The organism is Moorena sp. SIO3B2 (assembly GCF_010692525.1).
Taxonomy (GTDB): Bacteria; Cyanobacteriota; Cyanobacteriia; order Cyanobacteriales; family Coleofasciculaceae; genus Moorena; species Moorena producens.
In genome coordinates this window covers 60,392-83,158 of sequence record NZ_JAAHHE010000022.1, presented here as the reverse complement: position 1 = coordinate 83,158, position 22,767 = coordinate 60,392, and the positions used below count along the sequence as shown (strand labels likewise).

Sequence of the window (22,767 nt, the reverse complement as noted above, 5' to 3'; positions counted from 1 at the left end):
ATAAGAAAATGTACCATTATTGTCGTTAAAAATCATCAAGACAATAAAAGTACGTACTCGCCCCTTTGTAAAAAACCTACCCTTGTAAGGGGCATCCTGCCCGCCCGAAAATATCCGGTGCCCTTGACCCATTAAGAATTTAATTCGCTAACGGAAAGCGCACCTAAAAACTATTAAAATCATTCCATTATTAAGCAACGCCTCAGCTCCTGTATTTTTCTAATCATTTTTATAATCACCCGTTCTCCCACACCCTACCAAGTTCACCAGGTTGCTTATCACCCAGTCAGGTATCTAAATGTAGGTACAGACGTGAAATAGATTCAACATTTCTGGTGTATTGTTATGTCTTGGAACACTCTCAATATTACTTCCACTGCTGAAATTGTCAGCTCTATTAGGGAAAAGGGCTATTACTTCGCAGAAAGTGCATTAGATAAGATAGAGGCTGACCGGCTCTTAGAAGAAATCGACTTTGATGAGATTCTGATCAATAAAAATGACCTAGGTGTGGTTTGTTCAGGAAATCAGAAGTTTTTGAGCCATTGCCTGGCAAAGTCGAAGCGAGCCTACGATTTGATTACGTCTCAACAGGTTTTAGATGTTTGTAATGCCTATTTAAAAGTAGGATATCAGCTGATAAATCACAGGTTCTGTCAGACCCGTCGAGGGTTTCATATGCCCTGGCACACAGACAATAATCTGCTGTACGGTAGTCAGTTTTTGGGTAAGCACCAGATGCAAGGTCTGGTATTTATTATATATCTTTCCGAGCCAAATTTAAGCCCGTTTCAGTATATTGAGGGTTCCCACCTTTGGTCATCAAAGTATGACGATGAGATTTATATCAGCGATCGCTGGGTTCAGACGCACTATCAGCAGGATATCAGAACCTTTGAAATAAAGAAGGGCGACCTCATCATCTTTGATTTGCATGGTATTCATCGAGCACGCCCGTTTAAAGACAGACATCATGTTCGAAATATTTTTCAGTTCCAGGTCGAGCAAATTAAAGATGAATATCTTGGCCATGGAGAGCAAAATCTGGTCAATGCTGGGTTTATCGATAACCCTAGTCCAGACCTTTTCAACTACTTAGGATTTGGGATTCAGCGAAACTATCCAGTCTTTCCAAATAGTTCAATCGCAACTATGGCTATGCCAGAGCTAATGAAGTTATATAAGCAGCTTTTGCTCCTGACGCTTAAGGCAATCACTAGGAACCTAGCCAAAGGGCTGCTAACTGGAGAATGGCAAGTGAGTTTAAAACGTAAACTATGGCATCCTAAATTGCCAAGTTCAAACAGCAGAAAGAGTTGATTCAGCAGGCATTGGAACAGTTCCAGAAGGAACGAACAGTGATTGTGGTGGCACACCGACTTTCGACCATTGCTGAGGCTGATCAGATTTTAGTGCTAGAGCGGGGACAGCTTGTAGAGCATGGTACCCATAAGTCGCTTCTGCATCAAGGTGAGCGCTATGCGCGCTATTGGAAGTTGCAGAGTAGTCAGGTGGCAGCTTAACGGTTTAAGGGATTTTATGAAACTTTTTATTACAGGAATTTGTGGCTTTGTGGGTAGTACCCTGACTAAAGCGTTACTTGACCATAAAGCAGATTTAGCCATTACGGGTATTGACAACCTATCTCGGTCAGGCTCTTGGCTAAACCGTGAAATTTTGACTAAACAAGGGGTGAAGGTGGTTCATGGTGATATTCGTAATGCCAGCGACCTGGAAGCTAATGGTCCGTTTGACTGGGTGATTGATTGTGCGGCGAACCCCAGTGTATTGGCAGGGGTTGATGGTCAATCGAGTAGTCGTCAACTGATTGACCATAACTTGGGTGGTACGATTAACTTGCTGGAGGCGTGCAAACGTTGGAATGCAGGTTTCATACTGCTCTCAACCAGCCGGGTATATTCGATTCCACCATTGGCACAATTAAAGGTAGAGGTGCATGACCGGGCTTTTCGACCTTGTGTAGATAGCTCTTCTAGTTGGCCAGTGGGATTGAGTGAGCAGGGGATTAGTGAAGCATTTTCAACGGCTCCGCCGGTCTCGCTGTATGGTTCAACTAAGCTAGCATCAGAAACACTGGCACTGGAATATGGGTTAACTTTTAATTTTCCGGTGTGGATTAACCGCTGTGGAGTAATGGCTGGTGCTGGACAATTCGGTCATCCAGGACAGGGGATTTTTGCTTTTTGGATTCATAGTTTCCGCGAAAAGCGAGCGCTCAAATATATTGGTTTTGGCGGTAATGGCTATCAGGTAAGGGATTGTTTGCATCCTCAAGATTTAGTCCCTTTGTTAGAGCAGCAATTTAGTGAGCCATTAGTGACGAATAAACCCCGAACTGTGAATTTAAGTGGTGGGGTGAGCAATAGTATGTCACTGCGGCAATTAAGTGATTGGTGTGAAGATCGCTTTGGGGCTAATAAGGTACTTCAAACCGATATAGAACGACCTTTTGACATTGCTTGGATGGTGCTGGATGCCGCGAAGGCAAAACAGGTGTGGGAATGGACTCCACATACAGAAATTAATCAAGTGTTACAAGAAATAGCCAAATTTGCAGAAGCAAACGAGAGCTGGTGTAGAGTGTCTGCTTCAGGATAGTCCAATGTCAACTGAGTCATTATTTTAATAATTTAAACTTATGCTCCTTATATTCGCTTTCAAATAAAGGGAGACTTAAGTGATTCACCACTCTGGCGGGAAAAGCGTCCAGAGTTGCTTGCACCAGTCCTTAAATTTAAGAAGATGGAGTAATACAATGGGAATTGTAAGAATGGGTGTACCCGAAGAGCTTGTGCTCAAGTTAAATTCTGTTGCAAAGTTGGATACATTTATAGAAACAGGAACATTTTATGGTCATACAGCGGCATGGGCAGCAAAACATTTCGATCACGTATTTACGATTGAAATTGACAAACAGATATCCGAAACAGCCGCTGCAAATATGGGTAACTCCCACATAGTCAACTATCTAGTTGGAGATAGTGCGAAAATTTTGCCTAGATTGGTTACACGTAAGCATTCAGGTGATGGGGTTGACAAAAAGGGAAGGATGAGTAGTAGTGTAGAACCATGGAAATCAAACCACCAGCTATCCCAAATAGCTTTGAAGCTCTGGAACTGCTGCCCCAATCAGTTCTGGTGGAGCTGGTGCTGCAACTGCCAACTAGGGAATTGAACAACTGATTGGGGAGGTGGAACGCCTCAAAAGTCTGTTGAACAAAGACAGCCAGACTTCATCAAAACCCCCATCAAGTGATTTAATCAGAAGGTCAGAGAAAAAACCGTCGAAGGAATCAGATTCCGAGAAACGAAAACCAGGAGGACAACCAGGACACAAAGGGAAAACCCGAAAAGGATTTGGGCGGGTTGACCGATATGTAGTAGTCGAACCTCAAAGAAGTCCTAACTGTCAGGGAAATCATTGGGAAAGTAGGGATTGCTCAACCCGAAGCTATGTGGTGGCTCAACTGGTAGAGCATCCGATCGAAATTGTAGAGTACCAGCATCAGGCAAGGATATGTGATCACTGTGGGACTGTGGTTGGGGGAGAGTTACCCGAGAATGTCATTGCAGGACAAGACAAGGAGCGCGTTCCTTGCAGGCAATGCTGGCGAAAGTTGGGACACTACGGTCATTTGTCTTATCAAAAGCAACAGGAATGGTTGCAAGAGTTTGGGAACATCGAGGTAAGTTTAGGAACTAAAGATGCCACCACCCGGCGGGTCGCCTCTGCCGTTACTCCACAAGTGAGTGAATTAAAAGAGTGGGCCCGTGAATCAACCTCATGTCCACGTTGACGAGTCTCCATGGTTGGTCAATGGGGTGAAAGAATGGATGTGGGTGCTTTCAGGATACGGATATAGTTTGTTCCATGCCGGGGACACTCGTTCAAGAGCCGAACTTGAATATCTACGTAGGTCTTGTTTTGCAGGAGTCCTCAGTTCCGACGAATAAGCGCGTCTACAACGGTTATGAAGTTGCAGCGATCACAAAAGTGTCTGGCTCATCTACGACGACATTTTCAGCAAGTCGCTCGTCTGAAACAGCCTCACCAACTTCGCTTGGGTCAAGCCTTTATTGAGTTGATTGATGAAGCTTTTGCCCAACACCGTCAGTGGCGTGAGACTGGTGAGGCATCAGTTTATGCTTCTTGGGCTGAGTCTTTCAAGGGGCGAGTAACTGAGGCAATTGAGAGCTGGAGTTCAAAAGCTGCAAATCGCTGCGGGGTTGTTGCTCAAGTCTTGTCTTGATGCAGTCGCTCATGGGGGGAACCCCCAAGACCGCGCTGCATCGCTGAGGCACAAGTCCGAGCAATGGTGGTATTTCCTAGACTACCCACAAGTCCCACCCGATAATAATCGGGCAGAACGCTCTTTGCGTTTGGCAGTGACTAAGCGTAAAGTCGCAGGGGGGTCTCGCTCCTGGAATGGGTTTGAGCGTTCAGCAACAATATTGACGTGTGATTCAGTCAAGTCGTGCTAAGCGGGCGTAATACCATAAAGTTCCTGAGTCAGGCTGTGTCCTTAGCAGTCAGGCAGCGTTCTCACGAATTGTCTCTGATTCCGCTTTTGAAGTGAGTGGGGTGACTTTGTCAATCCCTACACCTGAATGCTTACGGTTACACAGTTAAATTCACCAGCTTTCTTCTGGTTAGATGGTCACTATAGTGGACCAGGAACCGGTGGGGAGAGCAATGAATGCCCATTATTATTAGAGCTTAAGCCAGCATTAGCCATTTCTGGATCGGTTATAATGATTGATGATGCAAGATGTTTCTTAGGACCTCCTCCTCCTCCTCACCAATCATCTCATTGGCCTCGAATCGATGACATTTTTCACCAGATCAAACAACTCGCTCCTACCTATATCACTACAATACAGGATGATGTGATCATTTCAGTGCCTTCTGAACTCAAGATGATCCTCGACGAAGATTGGCTGGGGAAGTTTAATCTTCGCTTTCACATCCATCAATCAAAAAGCAGGTGGCAAGACAAGTTGAGACATTTGTTCAGGTAATTTTTATAAGTAAATATATCAAAAGTGACCCAATTAAAAATGAAAAGCCCAATCAAATTGTTTGCAAGGCCCATATTGAAGACTTTACGTTGGAGCTATCAACCTGTTATCTCTGCGATCACTTATAGGCATTTTGTGCAACAGTTCGATGAATTCCAACGAATGGTAGGATATAAAGAGATTGATCTGGCCATCAAATGGAAAGAGCGTTATCCAATCCTAAACGAGAATACAACAACAACAGCTTTTGAACCGCATTATACCTTCCATCCAGCCTGGGCAGCACGGATACTAAAGCAAATTAACCCAACAAAGCATGTTGACATCTCATCAAGTTTAAGCTTTGTTACTTTGGTTTCTGCTTTTGTTCCTGTTGAATTCTATGACTATCGACCTGCTGAACTTAAATTATCAGGGCTACAATGCCGGAAGGCAAACCTCACAGACTTACCCTTCCCATCGGAATCAATTTCGTCAATTTCATGCATGCATGTGATCGAACACATCGGCCTTGGCCGTTATGGCGATCCTTTAGATCCCATAGGTGACTGTAAAGCAATTAAGGAATTACAGCGTGTTGTAGCTCCTGGAGGTAACCTCTTAATGGTTGTACCGGTAGGGAGGGCAAGAGTACAATTCAACGCTCATCGCATATATGACGCCGGTCTTCTAATGAATCACTTTACTAATTGGTCTTTAGCTCAGGGTTATTTCATTCTGGATCTAGGTAACGAGTTTACAGTCTTTCAGCCATCACTAACCGGAATTATCGAAGGCTGAAAAGACGTATCCTCGTAAATGCATAAAATATTGCAATTTAGAATGAAACAGCCCTGGTCTTTAGCTAATTTCTCCTTGGTAGATGATGAAGGCAAATTTTGGGAAGATACTGAAGTATCTCAAGCGCAAGGATTGAGCTATGGATGTGGTTGCTTTTGGCTGCAGAAACCTGAAGGATAGATTTCATAGTTGGTTATGCTTATTATACAAGCTGGAAAATATGGAAGGCTGGGAAATAGATTAATCTTATCTGCCCACCTACTAGCTTTTGCACGAGAATATGGTTATTATTTCATAGATTTTGGCTTCGATGAGTATTCGGATTTTTTCTCTTCAAGCAACAATAGACCAATCTTATCTTGGCCAAAGTTTCCAATAGATGTTCCCTTTGCCAATACAATAAGAACAAATAGCTTTAAATTAAGTCGGCATATAACAGTTGGAGGCAGGGCTCAGAAAATTTTTGGTGCTTTCAATTGGTTTGAGCAAATTTATTTAGATTCTTTGATGGATGAAGTGAGTCTAGATTTAGAAGAAAATCAAGAGCTAGTAGAGCGATTGACTAACTCAAAATTCATAGTTTGCGATGGATGGTGGATCAGATCAAATAATTTAGTAAAAAAACATTCAAAGTTTTTAATTGATTTTTTTCAGCCAGTTACAGCTATTCAAATGAGAGCCAAGAGGCGAGTAGAACAATTAAGAGACAGAGTAGATTATTTAATTGGAGTACATGTTAGACGAGAAGACTACCGGGATGTGGCTCCACATTTAGTATTTGATGATCAACACTGGAGAGAAATTTTAAAGCATCTCAAGAGATTATTTTATCCTCAAAAAATCCATTTTATAGTTTGCTCTAATGAGGCTTTAGAGTGGGATAATATTGAGGGGATTAGCTATACATTTGCAAAAGAAAGTGCAGTTATAGATATGCATATCTTAGCTTTATGCGATTATATTATTGGACCTCCTAGTACTTTTTCAGAGTGGGCTGCATTTATTGGAGGAGCAAAACTTGGTGTTTTACGTTCCAAAAATATTGAATTCGATATTGGCAAATTTTCATTTGTTGACTTTCCTATAGGTACTCGAATTTAACTACAAACTATATAAAAAAATATGTATAAAATTTTGTACGACTTCCTAATTAAAGCTTCTGCTAATAGGAAGTCACAATCAGCATTGGAAAAAACTACTTATTTTCTTCAAAGCCTGATGGGAATTGGTACAGGTGGTAATACCTCTAATAGTGGGGAGAGAAGCTGTATAGAATTTATTATTAAAAATTTTGAAGAGCCATATTGCATTTTTGATGTTGGGGCCAACAAAGGTCAGTATTTAGAGCTTTCAGTTAAAACACTTAAAAATAAGAAATATAAAATTCATTGTTTTGAGCCAGGCAAGTATACCTTTAAACAACTTCTCAAAAAGAGTGATCTTAGTAATTCTATTTATTTTAATAATATAGCGCTTGGAAAGAGTTCAGAGCAATTGAATCTGTATTATGATAACCCTGGTTCTGGAGGAGCCTCATTCACAAAGCGAAACCTGGAGCACTTTAACATGAATTTTAACCAATCGGAAGTTGTAAGTGTTAGCACACTAGATAACTATTGTGCTGATAACAAAATAGAGAAAATTGATTTGTTAAAGCTGGACGTTGAAGGCCATGAAATTGATGTTATAGAAGGTGCAAGTAATTTATTAAGTAATAGTAGAATTACTATGATTGTTTTTGAATTCGGAGGATGCAATATCGATACAAAAACTTTTTTCCAGAATTATTATTATTTTTTTGATAAATATGATATGAAAATTTTTAGAATAACACCATCAGGCTATCTATATCCAATTAACTCCTATAGAGAAATTCTTGAGCAGTTTAGAACAACTAACTTTGTAGCTATGAGGTTGTAGAAATATTATTAGAATATGATGAAAAAATCTCTCTAAGTAGGTAGACAAAATTATTTGTATATAAATATGCATGTGATCCCTTGATAGCTCTACTACATAAAAATAAAAAATGTACAATTAATTCTGTCCAGTTACTTAAGTGTCTTAAAAATGTAGATATTTCAATTAGCAAACTAAGCTTTTTACCTGCTCGTAAATTATTACTATGTACAATACACAACTTGTTGTCGGAATCACTGCTTATCGAGAAGGAAAGCTATTGCAACGAGGATGGGAAAGTATAAAAAACCAAACCTACTCCGATTGGACTGGCTTTTTAGTTCTGGATGGTGGTGCAGATGAAGAAACTACTCAAATTTTTGAAAATATTCATGATCCCCGATTAAAGAAGATAAAACTTGAGAAGAACACTGGTCCTTATGTACCACGTGATATCATCATGGAAAATGTCCAAGATGGCATTATGCTCTTCCTCGATGCAGATGACTATTATGATCCAGATGCTTTTGCTTTAATCCAGAATTTATTCGAGGATGATTCTGTCATGTGGATCTCTGGATCAGTACGACTATTTTGGGAGAACAATCAGGGTATTATTGTCCGTGAAGAGATAGTTACTGGCCAATACAAAACACCTGAAGAGTTTGTAAAAACTTATGTTTTCCCTGGGCTTGCAATCTTTCGTAAATCTGTCTTCGAGCAATTGGGCGGGTACGATCTTGAATTAAAAAGCACCCATGCAGATTTTGATTTTATGCTGAAGGTACTTGAACGCGGTTTTCCTTCTCGCCATACAGAAAGAATTATTTTACATAAGCAGGAACGTAGTAGATCTGTTTCGCGTTCTCACAATCACAATATGCATATAGTGCGTGAAAAAATTATTGAGAGACATCCAATTACATTTCAAAATGAGCAGTTACGGCGCTCATTTCTCCATTCTGCCTATTTGATCGCAAGTCGAGGCAACTTTTATGCAGGAAATCGAGAAGAAGCGTCTCGCTTAGCCAAATATGGCAAAAACTTTGGAAATGCCTCTGATTACTTTCCACTACAGTTTGCCAATCTTATTCCCAGATGGTTAACTAATTTAGTATTGATAAATAAAAGTTTTTATAACGGACTTCAATCAAGAATTGGCTTAAGAAGCAAACTCAAGAAACTTTTCGCCTCCTAAAGTCATCTCTTGCTTCGCTAGATTACATAACTAGTTTTATGGTTGGCTATTGCAAGTTGACTCTATGCTAAACCTGACCGAGCGTCAACAGACATCGTCTCAAAATTTATGCAACTCAAAGTCCTTTTTGTGTCAATTGCACCACCTGAAAATCATTGTGGTGTAAGGGTTGTTATGTATCGCCATCTAGTTGAGCGAGAGCCTTTTGAGGTTTTAGTTGCAACTAATGGGGAATATGCATTAGAACCGCAGCCTCACATCTTCCTACAGTTACCTTATTGGTTACACCGTTTACGCAAAACCAGGCTTGGTCCTTACTTTAGTCGATGGATTACTGATTTTGAAAATCTCATTTGGCCCTTACTTCCGAATCGCTGTTTAGATAAAGCGATCTCTCAATTTCAACCCAATGTCATCCTGTTCCTAGCAGATAACTCTTTGGGGTTAATAGCTCGACGTGCAGCTGAGAAGCATGGTTTACCGCTAGTGGGTTTGTTCCTGGATTGGTTTCCTATCATGGATGGTTACTATGGCAATGCTCGATCCCGTAATCTCCTCAGCGAGCGCTTCAGATCGCTTTATGCTGCCTGCGATCTGGCATTCTGTACTAGTGACGGAATGCAGGAGATTTTAGGGTCACATCCCAATTGCCATGTGATTTACCCTATGCCAGGGCAGCACACAATTCCAGCTCAGAGCTATCCACCTTCAACTGGAAAGTTTCGGTTAGTCTATGTCGGCTCTGTAGAAAAATTCTATGGCAGAATGATCTGTTCACTGATTGAGGAGTTTGAGGGGTCAGCTGAACTAGAGCTAATTATCGTAGGACCGAATGCAGATTGGGACCAAAAAATCCTTGATCACGCCAAGGAGAAAGGGATTTATCTGGGTTTCAAGACACCCCCCGAAGCCGCAGAAGTCTTGGCTGGAGCAGATGCACTTCTTGTTGTTATGAGCTTTGAGGAGAAGTACGAGTTGTTCATGCGCACCAGTTTCACGACAAAGTTCTTAGATTACGTTGCCTTCAGCAAACCGATCATCCTGTGGGGACCTGAGTACTGTACGCCTGTCCGAGTTGCCCGTGAGCAAGGCGGTGCAATTGTGGTGGCACAACCTGACGCAAAGGGAGTGGTGAATGCCTGTCTTAGACTGGCTTCCGATACTCAACTGCAGAGTAAGATGATCGAGCAGGCCAAGAACCTGCATCAGAACCTGTTTAATCCCAATCGCCTGCAAACAATTTTTGTCACTGAAATTGAGAAACTCGTTGCACCTATTCCCCCAAAGGATCTTGCTATGCTGGCCAAAAGAAAGGCAGATTGACCTTTTCTACGGCAATCCTGACGAATTTATTCGTCAGTGCTTATCCAAAGTCCATCTATAACCCCATTGCCATGGGCATTCGCTTATGAAATCTGCTTGCCTTGCTATCCTGAACTACAACGGAATTCATCACCTGGAACACCTGTTGCCCACCGTTGAAGAAGCGATCATCAACTATTCTGGTCTGTGTCGAGCGATTGTTTTGGATAACTGTAGTACAAAAGGAGATGTGGAATGGGTGCGATCGCACTTTCCCTCAATTGAGACAATCTCAGCCCCTACCAATGACTACTTGTTTTCGTACAACTGGTTGTTACCTCAATTAGAAGAAGAAATAGTCGTTTTACTCAACAACGATCTGCGACTATCCCCGAATTTTCTGTCCCCGCTCGTGCAACACTTCGAACACGATGACGTTTTTGCGGTTTCAGCGACATCATTGGATTGGGAGGGAAAAGTTTACACGTGTGGCCCCTCACGATTAACCCATCGACACGGCTGGTATCAATGGAATTATGATCCTCAGCGACAGGAACAATGCCATACCTTTTTTGCCTCAGGGGGGTTTTCAGCAGTTGATCGCTGGAAGTTTTTAGAGCTGGGTGGTTTCAATAAGTTATTTCACCCTGCCTACTGCGAAGATCTCGATCTCTGCTTTCGCGCTTGGAGAAAAGGATGGCGATCAATCTTTGAACCAGACAGTGTAGTATTCCACCGTGAACACGGCTCCTGGGATGCACAAACGCTTTACAGCCCTGCCCCCCTAGCTTTTCGCGGTCAACTGCTCTTCACTTGGTTTAGTCTACCACCAGCAGCTAGCCTCCCAGAACGCTATGCCATGTATGTCTGGGTATTACTGTTGAATCTGCGTGGTAGACAAGCATGGTGTCTCAACGTTTGGATAGGAGTGTTATTAACTTACTGTACTTTATTCAATCAATATTCCTGGATGAAAGCTACACCAGTGGAATTAAAACGTATTGAGCAGTACTTGTGTGAACCTATTCCAATAGCTATGAAGGCTTAATCCATTAACTTGTAGATAAAGAAATAACCTGACGTAATTTAATTGTGGATTTAAAACCCAGTATTGTTCATCTCACAACAGAACTTTCAGGAGGCTCAGGAGTAGCAGCTCAAAGATTGCACAAAGCCCTGCTGAAAAAAAGCATATCTAGCCAACTCATTTTTCGCAAAGGCTCTACATCCCTTCCTCATAGCATAGCTGATCACCGTTATTCCTCACTACCTTGGCGCAACTTAGACTCAGTAGCCATCAGCAGACAATGGAATCGCTCCGCTAACAATAGGAGTATGTTCACAAGTCCCCAATGGACTTACAAAACTCAACTCAAAGACTTTGGTAAACCACCAGAAATTGTTAACTTACATTGGATATCTCGTTGGATCGATAAACCTAGCTTTTTTAGCAGTCTTCCATCTGAACTTCCTGTTGTGTGGTCACTCCACGATATGAATCCTCTGACTGGAGGCTGTCATCATGCCCTAGATTGCGATCAATTTACCAATCATTGTTGTAACTGTCCTAGTCTGAAAAAATCTGGGAAACGTGATCGAGCATGGAAAAACTTTGAACTTAAAGCCAAACTTTATCAGCATATCAATCTGCATTTTGTCGGTAACAGCACTTGGACAACACAACAAGCTCAAAAGTCTGCCCTTGGTAAATATGCTCGTTCTATCCGCACCATCCACCTAGGAATTGATACCAATGATTATCAACCTATTGATCCATCCATTGCCAAAGCTGCTTTACGAGTAAACCCCAATGATTTTGCGATCGCCTTTGCTTGTGCTGATTTATCTGATAAAAATAAAAATTTATCCGTTTTACTAGAAGCAATTGATGAGTTGGCAAAACATTACTCTATCACTTTAATTCTATTCGGATCGGGTCAAATTCCAGCTTTAAATAATCAAATTACTACCCTAAATCTAGGACGTTTATCTTCTCCTCACCTTCAGAGTCTTGCCTACTCAGCAGCTGATATATTTGTTATGCCCAGTCAAATCGAATCTTTTGGCTTAACGGCTCTTGAATCTATGGCTTGTGGCACACCTGTATTAGCATTTCGCACAGGGGGAATTCCCGATGTGGTTATTCATGGAGAAACAGGTTGGTTAGCTGATGAAGTTGGTTCAGCTCAATCACTCTATCAGGGACTCCATTGGATGGTAAAACATTCCCAAGAACGATCACATTTTGGAAAAGCAGCTCGTGAGAGAGTGGAGCAAAAATTTACGGCTGATTTAATGGCTAACAGTTATATCAATCTTTATCAGGAGCTTGTTAAAAAGTGAAACTGGTACTTATCCGCCCTTCTTTTCAAGACTGGTGCGGTAACAGATTATTTACCCAGGGAACTTCTTTTAATTCTGTATATCAAGAAGCATTTACCAAGTGGAAGCAAGTAGCAGCTAAAGCTGGATTTCAATTAGATACGTGGGATCAAGCACCCCTTGAGCAGGCTGACATTTTCTGGTTTTTAGATCTACCGCCATCCTACAGGGAATTTGAACACATTCGGACTCAATTAAGACCAGATGTTCCTATCATTCTGCAAATTCTAGAGAGTCCCATTTTAGATATTCATGCTTTTGCACGAAAGAACATCCAAAACTTTGATGCTGTTCTCAGTTATGAACATCCTGATGTTATTGCTAATCAACCAGGTTATTTTCACTACCAACTTCCCAATGAACCAACTTTGCCAACAACTAATTTATCTTATGCAGAACGCAAAGGTCTTTTACTAATAAATAGTAATCGTGTCGAAGGGTTTTGGGGAATGCGACAGGTTGGATTAGCTGGAATTCCCGGTTTGGGTAAGTTTCTATCGGGCTGGCATTGTTCACCTTCAATGTTTATAGAAATTTTAAATGGCGAACTCTATTCGCACCGGAGAAATATAGCTCAAATAGCTGAACAAGTTGCACCAGAATTCCTCGATATTTATGGACGTGGGTGGAATGGCGAACAAATTTCTTGGTGTCCTCTATATTCTCAACCAAAATACTCGTGCTGGCGAGGTTTGCCGAAACTTTCTAAGGTACAGCTATGCGAAAAATACCGATTTGTTCTCAGCTTCGAGAATTTTAGAGGAAACCGAGGGTATATCAGCGAGAAAATTTTTGACCCAATGTTTGCAGGAGCAGTTCCTGTTTATCTAGGTGATGAACGCATTACGGATTATGTAACTCCTAATACTTTTGTAGATGCCAGGAATTTTTCCAACTATAAGGAGTTACTAAAGTATCTTATTAGTTGCTCTGAGCAAGAATGGTTAAAAATGCGGGAAGCTGGACAGGAATTTATTATAACAGAGTTGTCTCAGCCTTTCTATTCAGAAAATTTTATCACCAGTGCTATGAATTTACTGGAAAAATTTATTACCAAAAATGCATATTAAAGACTTGAAGTAACAGCTACGTAACTCTGAATTGTTACGAACAATTTATGCTCAAATTCGTAGTTCTGGTAACTCTATAAATTTAAAAGGTAAAGATAACAGTATTTACAGGTCTCAAGCGATATTAAAATCCTGCAAAATTCATGTGGAAGGTAATCAAAACACAATATGCATTGATAGAGGAGCCTATTTACAAGAAGTTAAGATACATCTTAAAGGTGACAATCTTAAACTTAATATAGGTAGAAGTGTATTTATAGGAAATGGATCTATTCTTTGGATGGAAAATTCCAAAAGCTTATTAGATATTGGTGAGTATAGCAGTCTAGAAAAAGTTGGTATTGCAGTAGCTGAAGGCAAAGATGTCATGATCGGAAAAGACTGTATGTTTTCCTATGATGTTGATATTAGATGTAGTGATTCTCATGGTATTTTTGATCTTGAGACTAAGTCGAGGATTAACCCTGCTGCCAATATTTTGATTGGGGATCATGTCTGGATTGGTGCAAAGTCTATGATTCTTAAAGGAGCTAATATTGGCTCTGGAACAGTTATAGGTGCAGGTTCAATTGTTACTAAAAATGTAGATAATAATTCAATTGCAGCAGGTATTCCTGCACAAATATTAAAAAGTAATATTATCTGGGATCGATCCCGATATCTTGACAAAGAAATTTAATAAATTTTAAAGATTTTATATAATTGTCAAGTTCTCATTTTGCCAAATAAAAAAGTTTTATATATACATAAATTTGCCATGAAAAGTTTGTATATTCAACGTCAAAAAATAGACAATAAAAAAGGTTTAAGAAGTCTAGTAGGAGATGTTTTAGAGAATTACTATACATGTCAGTGGATAAAAAAAGTTCGCTATTTATCTAGTTTTCTATCTTCTAATGATAATTTTCAAACGGTGAAACAATCCTCTTTACAATTTGGTGCACTTGTATATGATTCTTGTAATATCGGCGATGAAATACAAACAATCGCGCAAATCACAAATCTTTCCAAATATTCTATAGACTTTTATCCTTGTCATCGCGAGTTTTTGGATTCGACTCCTTTCCCACAAAAAACTATTTTGATGATGAATTGATGGTTTACTCATCTACCCAGTAATTGGCCACCTTCATCAGAGATTTTGCCAATATTTTCAGGTTTTCATGCTAGTAACCTTAGCTTAATTGATAGTAAATATTATTCATATTACAAACAGTGGTAACCTATTGGATGTCGAGATTCAAGAACAGTTAAGGAATTTAACAAGATTAATATAGATGCCTATTTTTCAGGATGTCCTACTATTACTCTGAAGAATCCAGAAATAGAAAGAACTGACGAAGTTTTAGTCGTAGATGCTCATTTGAAGAATGCAGCCGGTCATATACCAGACACAACGCAATTATTAAGATCTTTAGTTCCTAGCTACATATTAGAAAAAGCGAAATTTTTAACGCACAACGTTGAGCCTTATAAATATCGTTGGCATGGGTACAAGCTAAATCGTGCTATTGATCTCTTAACTTATTATGCTAAGGCGAAGTTGGTAATTACTTCACGCCTACATTGTGCGCTACCATGCCTCGCCTTTGGAACACCTTGCGTTTTTATTCATAAGAATTTACACACGGACTTTAGACTGAAAGACTATACTAATGTTTTAAATGGCTATGATTCGCCTTCAGATACAGTTAAAATTAACTGGGATTCTCCTGAAGCTACTGATATTTCTGAATTATATAAGATTACAAAAAACTCTATAGACAGTAAATTATCAGACATATTACTTAAAGTACCTTTCTACGGATAATAACTGCAGAAAAAACATGACCCTAGGAATCATAACAGCTTGTTACAAGGCTGACTACTTTATGGTGAAAGCAACCTGTGCAAGTATTCGCTACTATTTACCTGAAGTACCAATCTGCGTAATTGTTGATGGAGATTTCAGTATTACAGAAATTGAAGAACTTTACAATGTTCAAACACTACATACCTCAGAATTTAAACATTCAATTTTGCGAGAGATATGTCCTGGTTCTCCTAGAACAAAGCTTGCTTCTATTTGGGAATCACCTTTTGATGAGTTTTTGTGTATAGATTCTGATATTGTTTTTTGGGGAAATGTACTTTCAAAAATAAATCTAAAACTTTATGATTTTGTAATTCTCTCTAATCTATTGTCTTCGATTAAAGATAAAGAAAATATTAAGCAATTCTTCTTTGATACGGACAAATTAAATAATATAGATCCTGATTTTCAATGGCTCAATCGCCCTTTCTTTTGTGCAGGAGCATTTGCAGCAAAGAAAGATTGTTTGGATCTTGATACATACATACGTCTAGAAGAGTTTTCCAGAAAAAATCCCGGAACCTTTAACTTTGCAGAGCAAGGAATATTCAATTACATGGTTTTGAAGGCAGCGGATCAGAATACTCTGTCTATTTCTGTTGCTGATTTACAATATATAGTAGTGGATCACTCTAAAGAAAAAAGTAGAAAACGTTTTTTTAGCCCTTCAATGTTTCCACCTAAAAATATAAAATAACCAACCTTAATTCATTTCTGTGGTAAAAAACCTTTTCTTCAAAATTTAAACTCTTATTCATATCCATTTACCCAATTTCGCTTACAACATTACAGAAATTTGTTCTCTGTCGGAGCATTTGGCACTTTAATAGGATTGCTATTTATTTTTCATGAAGAATTTAATGTTATGAAGCCACGCTTGAGGCGGAAAGTGTTTAAGATAAATAAAATTATTGGGTAGTTACAGAAACATCTAATGTCAGTAATAGAAAAGATACCCATTTCACAAAAATCCTAAAATTATTTTACTATTAAGCAAAATCTGTGGTTTTCTATAGAGAACTCAATGTGTGAAAAAACTCTCCCAATTTCAGTTGTTATTCCTACTTGGAAACGCACAACTGTATTGCTGGTAGCACTTAAGTATATTTTGAATTGTTCACCACGTCCGGCGGAGATCCTGGTTCATATAGATGCTGGAGATCAAAAGACAGAGCAATGTCTGAGGCAAGTATTTTCTCAATCGCCAGTACATTGGTTTCAAAGTAATACAACTCAAGGACCTGGAGGTGGTAGAAATCTGCTTATTCGTAAAGCCAGTTTTCCTCTAATTGCTTGTTTTGACGATGATTCTTGGCCTCTAGACTCAAATTACTTTCAAATCGCAGCTGATTTATTTGCAGCCCATCCGGAAGCCGCTGTACTCTCTGCACAGGAAGTTAGACCTGGTATGAATTCTGTACCTACAGACAGTAAAATCGGTGAAATCGCCTGCTTCCAAAATTGTGCTTGTCTCATACGTCGTGAGGCTTTTTTGAACACTCGTGGCTACTTGCCCTTACGTTATGCCTACGGAATGGAAGAAGCTGATGTTGCCTTACAACTATTAGACTCAGGCTGGAATATACTTAATACAGCATCCCTACGAGTTTATCATGACACCGATCTGAAACACCATGGTAGCGTGCCAATCAACGCAGCTCATATTGCCAATACCGCTTTGCTTGCATATCTACGGTATCCTGCTCAAGCATGGCCATTAGGAGTTTTACAGGTTCTCAACCGAGTCAAGTATGCTGCAAGCATAGGTCGTTGGCGAGGTATTCAACAAGGTTTACTGCAAATCCCTGACATTATGTGGAAATATCGTAATGAACGTCAGACTGTAGGAATTGAAACATTGCGTTTAAGTCGTAAATTGTCTAGTAGTAAGTCACAAATAGAAACTGTCTGAACTTATTTCTTTGTAAGCCAAAAGTGTCAACACAAAAACATTGGATCTGCTGTCAAATCGGAGCAAGGGAACATTACGCAATCCCCAGATCCCTACATCAACAGGGTAATCTATCTCACCTGATTACAGACGCTTGGATTACTCCCCAATCTCCCCTCAACCATCTACCCAAAAACCTGCTCACCAGTTTACGCGATCGCTTCCACCCAGATCTTGCTCAAGCATCCACTCACGCCTTTACCAATTCCTTAATTCAACTAGAAATCCAGCAACGTCTCCAAAAAGTGCATGGTTGGGAGCAAATCATTGCCCGTAATCACTGGTTTCAACAAAACGCTGTCAACTATCTGGCAAAAATTGCTCCAAAATTTAATCAACCTCCCATTCTCTTTACTTACAGCTACGCAGCCTTAGATCTATTACAATTTGCCAAAGCTCAAGGGTGGCGCACTGTCCTCGGACAAATAGATCCAGGAATTGTGGAAGAAAAAATTGTTACCCAAGCCCACCGCCAACATCCCCATGATCAATCAACCTGGCAACCAGCTCCCCCGGACTATTGGACTAACTGGCAAAAAGAATGTCACCTGGCAGACCGGATTGTAGTTAACTCCACCTGGTCTAGCCAAGCCCTACAACAAGTTGGGGTACCCTCAGAGAAAATTGCCGTAGTTCCCTTGGCTTACCAAGCACCTACCACATCTCAAGGCTTTGTGCGCACCTATCCGGAACACTTTTCCCCTCAGCGTCCCCTCAGAGTGCTGTTCCTCGGACAAGTTATCCTACGTAAAGGTATCTTTCCCCTGCTGGAAGCAGCGAGATTATTACAAAACGAACCCATTGAATTTCAGATTGTAGGATCCCTAGGGATTACCCTCACCCCAGCCCAACAAAACTTGCCAAATGTGCGCTGGATTGGTTCCGTTCCCCGCAGTAGCACCAGCCAGTATTATCAACAAGCGGATGTATTTCTCTTCCCTACCCTTTCCGATGGCTTTGGTTTAACTCAACTGGAAGCTCAAGCTTGGAAATTACCCCTAATTGTGTCCCGATTTTGTGGAGAAGTGGTGAAAGATCAAGAGAATGGCTTGATCTTACCAGAGGTTTCAGGAGAAGCGATCACTAAAAAATTGCAGTGGTGTCTTAATCACCCCCAACAATTGCAACGCTTTTCCCAGCATCAACTCGATCTGTTCCCATTCAGTTTGCCTCAACTCCAAGAAAATCTGCAACATATATAGCAGTTCTCAGGACGAGTGAGCGACATTGCCTATTGCCTATTGCCTCTTACCTATTGCCTATTGCCTATTGCCTCTTACCTCTTGCCTCTTACCTCTTACCTCTTACCTCTTACCTCTTACCTCTTGCCTATTGCCTATTGCCTATTGCCTATTGCCTATTGCCTCTTGCCTATTGCCTCTTGCCTACTCCCGACTCCCGACTCCCGACTCCCTATTCCCTACTCCCTATTCCCTGTTCCCTTTGCTAGAGTTTTGATTAATGACTGATTCTGTCGGGTTTCCCGAAGACCTTGTCCCTATTTATGTCATGGCTTCAAGCATACTTTTTATCTTAGTCATTGAAGCGTTTTTAGTCAGAGACAAACGAGCTTGGAGTATTCCCGCCCTGGGTGTGTATGCCACTATTGGAGCCTGGTATTTTGTAGAACTATTTTACACGCCTGAGAACTTTCTTCAGTTTGATTCATTAATACTCGAAAAATGTTATTGGCAAATTATTATTTTTTTAATAAGTTTTCGCCTATTCATCCCTTCCCTTTCTCGCCGATTTATCAATAAATATCATACTGTTTTTAAATTTACTACTTTTAATCCTGAACAACTTTTAATAGTTTTAGCCTTCGTTTGGCTAGTTTTATTAGCATATGGAGTTAGCCGTGTCAACGGAAACATTGCCGCTGCTTTATTTCCGGTATTAGGTCGTCGAGGAATACAAATGTGGGGCAGGAGTGCTACTGGTGGTGGTGGTGGATTTATTGTTTCCTCTGCTGGTTATGTTTATACCCTAGTTTGTGCCTTCTTTGGTGTACTTTTGCCCCTCCCAATGAGTAAAATATTTAAATTTTTAAATATTTTACTTATCGTGATTGTACTGCCCTATTTTATTTTTCTTGGAACCCGTAACCTGCTTCTAGCAGTGATTATGCCAGGCTATTTTAGCTATGCGTTATTTTCCCGAGATTCACTTTGGAAAAAGGCATTAATTAGCATGGCTACTTTTTGGGCTATTAATGAATTGATGACGTTAATTATTACTTATCGTAACATTGGTTTTATAGGATTATTTAATCCAGATTTTGCCCCGCAATTCCAAGAAGAAGTAGAGGAAGAAGGGCACTTGGGATTAAATATGCTAGAAGAACTATGTTATATCAATCAATTTTACCAAGAAGGAAGTATCAATTTAACTTACGGAGGTCGCTATTTAGCAGAAGCAGCTAATATAATTCCTAGAGCAATCTGGCCTAATAAACCTCTAATTGGAATTGACTATGCTATCTTACGGGGATTTGGTGGTGCTGATAATGACATTGGGGTATTTGCTACTATTTCAACTGGATTAATTGGACAAGGTTTTTTTAATTTTGGTCCTATTTTTGGACCAATGGGTGCGGCGATTTTAATGGCTAGCTGGGTGAGTTTTATGAGTAGGCTTTGGAAGCAGCAATATTCCACATTGCGGTTAGGATTATTTCTGATTTGTTTAGGGCTAACGTTTAACTTAGGTAGAGAATTTACTCTACTCGTATTATGGCCAGCTTTGTTTGGATATGTGTTTGTCCTTATGCTAGAACGCTACGGATCCAAAAAAGCTAAGGGAAGATTTATGTCTACGTCGTAAGCTTTAAAAACTAAATTTAATTATCAACCAAATTCATATAAATAGATTTTTTTTTGCCAAAATGAAGCAACGATTTATTACATTAGATGCAGTTAAGGTATTTGCTGCTATTTCCATCGTCTGGCTTCACACAGTTAGTTCGCCTCAACTTGGCTTTACCTCTGTGCTAGGAAGGTTTGCTGTACCTTTTTTTACATCTACAGCTGTTTTTATTATTTTTACTAAAGTAATCCAAAAACCAACAGTTAGTTTTACTGACTACACCATTAGCCGATTCAATAGAATTTATATTCCTTTCTTAATCTGGTCGATTTTATATTTGTTAATTAGATATTTAAATTGCTGGATTACAAATTTGTGTACAAGTATTAATATTAAGTTAGAGTTTTTATGGACAGGAACTACTCATCATCTTTGGTTTCTACCTTTTATATTAGTAGTATCTTTGGTAACATTTTTATTGGCAAAGTTCGCTTATAAGCATCCTAAAAGTAAATCTTGGTTAGCAATAATAGCATTAATTACTGGAATAGTAGTCTTAATCAAACCTAACTATAACTTAATCAATCAACTTGGCTATACAGTTTCTTTATCCTATCAGGCACTACCAGCAGCACTATGGGGTATTACAGTTGCCGTTGTGGATAATTTATTTAATCTAAGAGAAAAAAAGGATTTTAAAGTTTTGCCCCTGTCATGTATAGTTATAGCGATTGTTTTAACTATATTAATGTTACTCCAAGGTCGTAACTTTTTATGGTAAAATTTAGCAGGAATATGTCTGTTAATATTTGCTATTACTTTTAAAAATGATCAGTTTATAGTTCTAGATAAAATTGCTGCTTTTGGTAAATACTCTTATGGAATTTATCTGATCCATATTCTGTTTGTTGAGGGTCTTCAGGATATAGCAAATTTATTTAACATCTCAGGAACTATAGTTCTAGATCTAGGCGTATTTTTGCTATCCCTAATGCTCACCATGCAGACGATTTTCATACTGAGAAAATTAAATCTACAAGAATGGCTTGGTACCTAAGACAAAAAGTAACAGCCAATTATGCTTTAATCCATAACTAATTTAGCTTAACTCAAGTGCTCAAAATCGCAGTATTGTTTACTAACTATGGCCCCTACCATATTTCCCGTGTCAGTGCTTTACACGAGCATTGTCATAAAATAGGCTGGAATGTAGTTGGTATAGAATTGGCAAGAGCCGAAGCTGACTATGCCTGGAAAGCTAATTTACAAAATCTTCCATTTCCGCTTATTTCTGTTGTCAGCGATCGACAGCGAGAGGAGGTAAAGTTTCATCAATTACTCCCAAAACTTTACTCTACCCTAAGGAAGGTTCAGCCTGATGTGGTGGTGATTGCTGGCTATTTTGAATCAGCCATGATTGCCACTTTAGTATGGAGTTTATGGCACAGTAAACTACCAATTTTGCTTTCTGAGACTACAGAAACAGATTTTACTAGAGCCTGGTGGCGTGAAACTATAAAGCGCTGGCTACTTAACCGGTATAAATCGGCTTTAGTGGGCGGGCAACCACAAAAACGTTACTTGATCAAATTAGGACTACCTAAGGAAGCCATTTTTTGCGGCTATGATGTCGTAGGTAATGATGCTTTCCATCCCGACAAAATTAAATCTCTGGCACATCCTTTAAACAAGCCCTACTTCCTGGCTATCAATCGCTTTATCCCTAAGAAAAATCTTCCTTTTGTAATTTCAGCCTACGCTACCTATCGCCAACTAGCCAAAGACAGGGCTTGGGAGTTAGTCCTGTGTGGGGATGGTTCAATGCGCTCTCAAATTGAGCAACAGATTAAAGACTTAGGGTTGACTAAGTTTATTCATCTGACTGGTTTTTTACAACAACAAGAACTTCTGCCTTATTTTGCTCACGCTGGCTGCTTTATCCATGCTAGTACTCACGAACAATGGGGATTAGTGGTCAACGAAGCTATGGCTGCTGGCTTGCCAGTGCTAGTATCTAATCGCTGTGGCTGTTTTGAAGACTTAGTAGTTGAAGGTATCAATGGATTTGGTTTTAATCCCTATGATAGGGAACAGCTAACTAAATTAATGGTTCAGGTAAGTTCGGGTGAAATTGACCTAGAAACGATGAGTCAAGCCGCCCTGGAACACATCCATAAATTCTCTCCGGACTATTTTGCTCAAGGTTTGATAAAAGCTGTTGAATACGCCTTAGCTAATCACTAAGTAAGCATTCAGCTATCAGCTATCAGCTATCAGCTATCAGCTATCAGCTAATGCGCTACTTTAGGTGCTTTTGAATAAAATAAGCACCTCAAGCAGCGTGAGTCTTGGCCTTGGCCTATGGCCACGCTGCGCGAACGCGAATAGCTGACGGCTGACAGCTGACGGCTGAATGCTTACCAGCTATCAGCTATCAACTAATGCGCTACGGCTGACAGCTGAAGGCTGAATGCTTACATCACTAAAG

General features: G+C 39.9%; 26 protein-coding genes and 1 pseudogene. All 27 read left to right on the top strand.

What is annotated here, in order from left to right; translation table 11 throughout:
• Positions 1-345: 345 nt before the first annotated feature.
• The 27 genes and pseudogenes from F6K38_RS07445 to F6K38_RS07315 all read left to right on the top strand — a co-directional run bounded on the left by F6K38_RS07445 (position 346) and on the right by F6K38_RS07315 (position 22,523).
• A complete protein-coding gene (locus F6K38_RS07445; RefSeq protein ID WP_009149825.1) occupies positions 346-1,320 on the top strand; it encodes a phytanoyl-CoA dioxygenase family protein in 975 nt (324 codons plus the stop codon).
• Positions 1,317-1,523, top strand: coding sequence for a hypothetical protein (locus F6K38_RS07440; protein ID WP_287254182.1), 207 nt, complete (start codon positions 1,317-1,319; stop codon positions 1,521-1,523). Before F6K38_RS07445 ends, F6K38_RS07440 begins: the two co-directional genes overlap by 4 nt.
• A gap of 16 nt (positions 1,524-1,539) precedes the next feature.
• On the top strand, positions 1,540-2,619 hold the full coding sequence (locus tag F6K38_RS07435; RefSeq protein ID WP_287293820.1) for an NAD-dependent epimerase/dehydratase family protein: 1,080 nt from the start codon (positions 1,540-1,542) through the stop codon (positions 2,617-2,619).
• Between the two features lie 157 nt (positions 2,620-2,776).
• On the top strand, positions 2,777-3,196 hold the full coding sequence (locus tag F6K38_RS07430; protein WP_287293821.1) for an O-methyltransferase: 420 nt from the start codon (positions 2,777-2,779) through the stop codon (positions 3,194-3,196).
• A 16-nt stretch (positions 3,197-3,212) separates the two neighbouring features.
• Positions 3,213-3,818, top strand: coding sequence for a DUF6444 domain-containing protein (locus F6K38_RS07425; RefSeq protein ID WP_287293822.1), 606 nt, complete (start codon positions 3,213-3,215; stop codon positions 3,816-3,818).
• A complete protein-coding gene (locus F6K38_RS07420; RefSeq protein ID WP_287356389.1) occupies positions 3,793-3,975 on the top strand; it encodes a transposase in 183 nt (60 codons plus the stop codon). Before F6K38_RS07425 ends, F6K38_RS07420 begins: the two co-directional genes overlap by 26 nt.
• 17 nt (positions 3,976-3,992) lie before the next feature.
• Positions 3,993-4,271, top strand: coding sequence for an IS66 family transposase (locus tag F6K38_RS07415; RefSeq protein WP_287293823.1), 279 nt, complete (start codon positions 3,993-3,995; stop codon positions 4,269-4,271).
• 43 nt (positions 4,272-4,314) lie between these two features.
• Positions 4,315-4,503 (top strand): IS66 family transposase, encoded by a 189-nt coding sequence (locus tag F6K38_RS44100; protein WP_502709569.1) that lies wholly within the window; start codon positions 4,315-4,317, stop codon positions 4,501-4,503.
• 126 nt (positions 4,504-4,629) lie between these two features.
• Entirely contained in the window at positions 4,630-5,040 is a 411-nt protein-coding gene (locus F6K38_RS07405; RefSeq protein ID WP_287293824.1) for a hypothetical protein, read from the top strand.
• Positions 5,041-5,064: 24 nt separating this feature from the next.
• Positions 5,065-5,820, top strand: a complete 756-nt coding sequence (locus F6K38_RS07400) for a class I SAM-dependent methyltransferase (protein ID WP_287293826.1) — start codon at positions 5,065-5,067, stop codon at positions 5,818-5,820.
• A gap of 195 nt (positions 5,821-6,015) precedes the next feature.
• A complete protein-coding gene (locus F6K38_RS07395; protein ID WP_287293828.1) occupies positions 6,016-6,921 on the top strand; it encodes an alpha-1,2-fucosyltransferase in 906 nt (301 codons plus the stop codon).
• An 84-nt stretch (positions 6,922-7,005) separates the two neighbouring features.
• Entirely contained in the window at positions 7,006-7,740 is a 735-nt protein-coding gene (locus F6K38_RS07390) for an FkbM family methyltransferase (protein WP_287356387.1), read from the top strand.
• A 205-nt stretch (positions 7,741-7,945) separates the two neighbouring features.
• The gene (locus tag F6K38_RS07385) at positions 7,946-8,917 is read left to right on the top strand and encodes a glycosyltransferase family 2 protein (RefSeq protein WP_287356385.1); all 972 of its coding nucleotides are present in this window, start codon (positions 7,946-7,948) and stop codon (positions 8,915-8,917) included.
• A 129-nt stretch (positions 8,918-9,046) separates the two neighbouring features.
• Positions 9,047-10,240, top strand: a complete 1,194-nt coding sequence (locus F6K38_RS07380; protein ID WP_287293833.1) for a glycosyltransferase — start codon at positions 9,047-9,049, stop codon at positions 10,238-10,240.
• Between the two features lie 85 nt (positions 10,241-10,325).
• The gene (locus F6K38_RS07375; protein WP_287256332.1) at positions 10,326-11,267 is read left to right on the top strand and encodes a glycosyltransferase; all 942 of its coding nucleotides are present in this window, start codon (positions 10,326-10,328) and stop codon (positions 11,265-11,267) included.
• Positions 11,268-11,311: 44 nt separating this feature from the next.
• Entirely contained in the window at positions 11,312-12,562 is a 1,251-nt protein-coding gene (locus F6K38_RS07370; protein ID WP_287293835.1) for a glycosyltransferase, read from the top strand.
• Positions 12,559-13,671 (top strand): glycosyltransferase family 10 domain-containing protein, encoded by a 1,113-nt coding sequence (locus F6K38_RS07365; protein ID WP_287293836.1) that lies wholly within the window; start codon positions 12,559-12,561, stop codon positions 13,669-13,671. The genes F6K38_RS07370 and F6K38_RS07365 overlap by 4 nt, the downstream gene beginning before the upstream one ends.
• Positions 13,672-13,702: 31 nt before the next feature.
• Positions 13,703-14,350: an acyltransferase gene (locus F6K38_RS07360; RefSeq protein WP_287293838.1), complete on the top strand. Its 648-nt coding sequence runs from the start codon at positions 13,703-13,705 to the stop codon at positions 14,348-14,350.
• 39 nt (positions 14,351-14,389) lie between these two features.
• The gene (locus F6K38_RS07355) at positions 14,390-14,767 is read left to right on the top strand and encodes a hypothetical protein (protein WP_287293840.1); all 378 of its coding nucleotides are present in this window, start codon (positions 14,390-14,392) and stop codon (positions 14,765-14,767) included.
• Between the two features lie 129 nt (positions 14,768-14,896).
• Positions 14,897-15,481: a polysaccharide pyruvyl transferase family protein gene (locus F6K38_RS07350; RefSeq protein ID WP_287293847.1), complete on the top strand. Its 585-nt coding sequence runs from the start codon at positions 14,897-14,899 to the stop codon at positions 15,479-15,481.
• Between the two features lie 16 nt (positions 15,482-15,497).
• Positions 15,498-16,220 carry a hypothetical protein gene (locus F6K38_RS07345; protein WP_287293842.1) on the top strand — a complete coding sequence of 241 codons (723 nt, stop codon included), beginning with the start codon at positions 15,498-15,500 and terminating at the stop codon, positions 16,218-16,220.
• Between the two features lie 327 nt (positions 16,221-16,547).
• Entirely contained in the window at positions 16,548-17,435 is an 888-nt protein-coding gene (locus F6K38_RS07340) for a glycosyltransferase family 2 protein (protein WP_287257114.1), read from the top strand.
• Between the two features lie 23 nt (positions 17,436-17,458).
• Entirely contained in the window at positions 17,459-18,676 is a 1,218-nt protein-coding gene (locus F6K38_RS07335; RefSeq protein WP_287356383.1) for a glycosyltransferase family 4 protein, read from the top strand.
• Positions 18,677-18,691: 15 nt separating this feature from the next.
• Complete coding sequence (locus tag F6K38_RS07330) at positions 18,692-18,943, top strand: hypothetical protein (protein ID WP_287295174.1); 252 nt, start codon at positions 18,692-18,694, stop codon at positions 18,941-18,943.
• A complete protein-coding gene (locus F6K38_RS07325) occupies positions 18,936-20,297 on the top strand; it encodes a hypothetical protein (RefSeq protein ID WP_287295172.1) in 1,362 nt (453 codons plus the stop codon). Before F6K38_RS07330 ends, F6K38_RS07325 begins: the two co-directional genes overlap by 8 nt.
• A 61-nt stretch (positions 20,298-20,358) precedes the next feature.
• Positions 20,359-21,336, top strand: a pseudogene (locus tag F6K38_RS07320) (acyltransferase family protein).
• 56 nt (positions 21,337-21,392) lie between these two features.
• Entirely contained in the window at positions 21,393-22,523 is a 1,131-nt protein-coding gene (locus F6K38_RS07315; RefSeq protein ID WP_287295169.1) for a glycosyltransferase family 4 protein, read from the top strand.
• Positions 22,524-22,767: the final 244 nt, after the last annotated feature.

Coding starts and splice junctions, on each gene's coding strand:
- F6K38_RS07445 (WP_009149825.1), top strand. CDS start 346: ATGTCTTGGAACACTCTCAATATTACTTCCACTGCTGAAATTGTCAGC.
- F6K38_RS07435 (WP_287293820.1), top strand. CDS start 1,540: ATGAAACTTTTTATTACAGGAATTTGTGGCTTTGTGGGTAGTACCCTG.
- F6K38_RS07430 (WP_287293821.1), top strand. CDS start 2,777: ATGGGAATTGTAAGAATGGGTGTACCCGAAGAGCTTGTGCTCAAGTTA.
- F6K38_RS07415 (WP_287293823.1), top strand. CDS start 3,993: ATGAAGTTGCAGCGATCACAAAAGTGTCTGGCTCATCTACGACGACAT.
- F6K38_RS07405 (WP_287293824.1), top strand. CDS start 4,630: ATGCTTACGGTTACACAGTTAAATTCACCAGCTTTCTTCTGGTTAGAT.
- F6K38_RS07395 (WP_287293828.1), top strand. CDS start 6,016: ATGCTTATTATACAAGCTGGAAAATATGGAAGGCTGGGAAATAGATTA.
- F6K38_RS07385 (WP_287356385.1), top strand. CDS start 7,946: ATGTACAATACACAACTTGTTGTCGGAATCACTGCTTATCGAGAAGGA.
- F6K38_RS07375 (WP_287256332.1), top strand. CDS start 10,326: ATGAAATCTGCTTGCCTTGCTATCCTGAACTACAACGGAATTCATCAC.
- F6K38_RS07345 (WP_287293842.1), top strand. CDS start 15,498: ATGACCCTAGGAATCATAACAGCTTGTTACAAGGCTGACTACTTTATG.
- F6K38_RS07340 (WP_287257114.1), top strand. CDS start 16,548: ATGTGTGAAAAAACTCTCCCAATTTCAGTTGTTATTCCTACTTGGAAA.
- F6K38_RS07325 (WP_287295172.1), top strand. CDS start 18,936: ATGACTGATTCTGTCGGGTTTCCCGAAGACCTTGTCCCTATTTATGTC.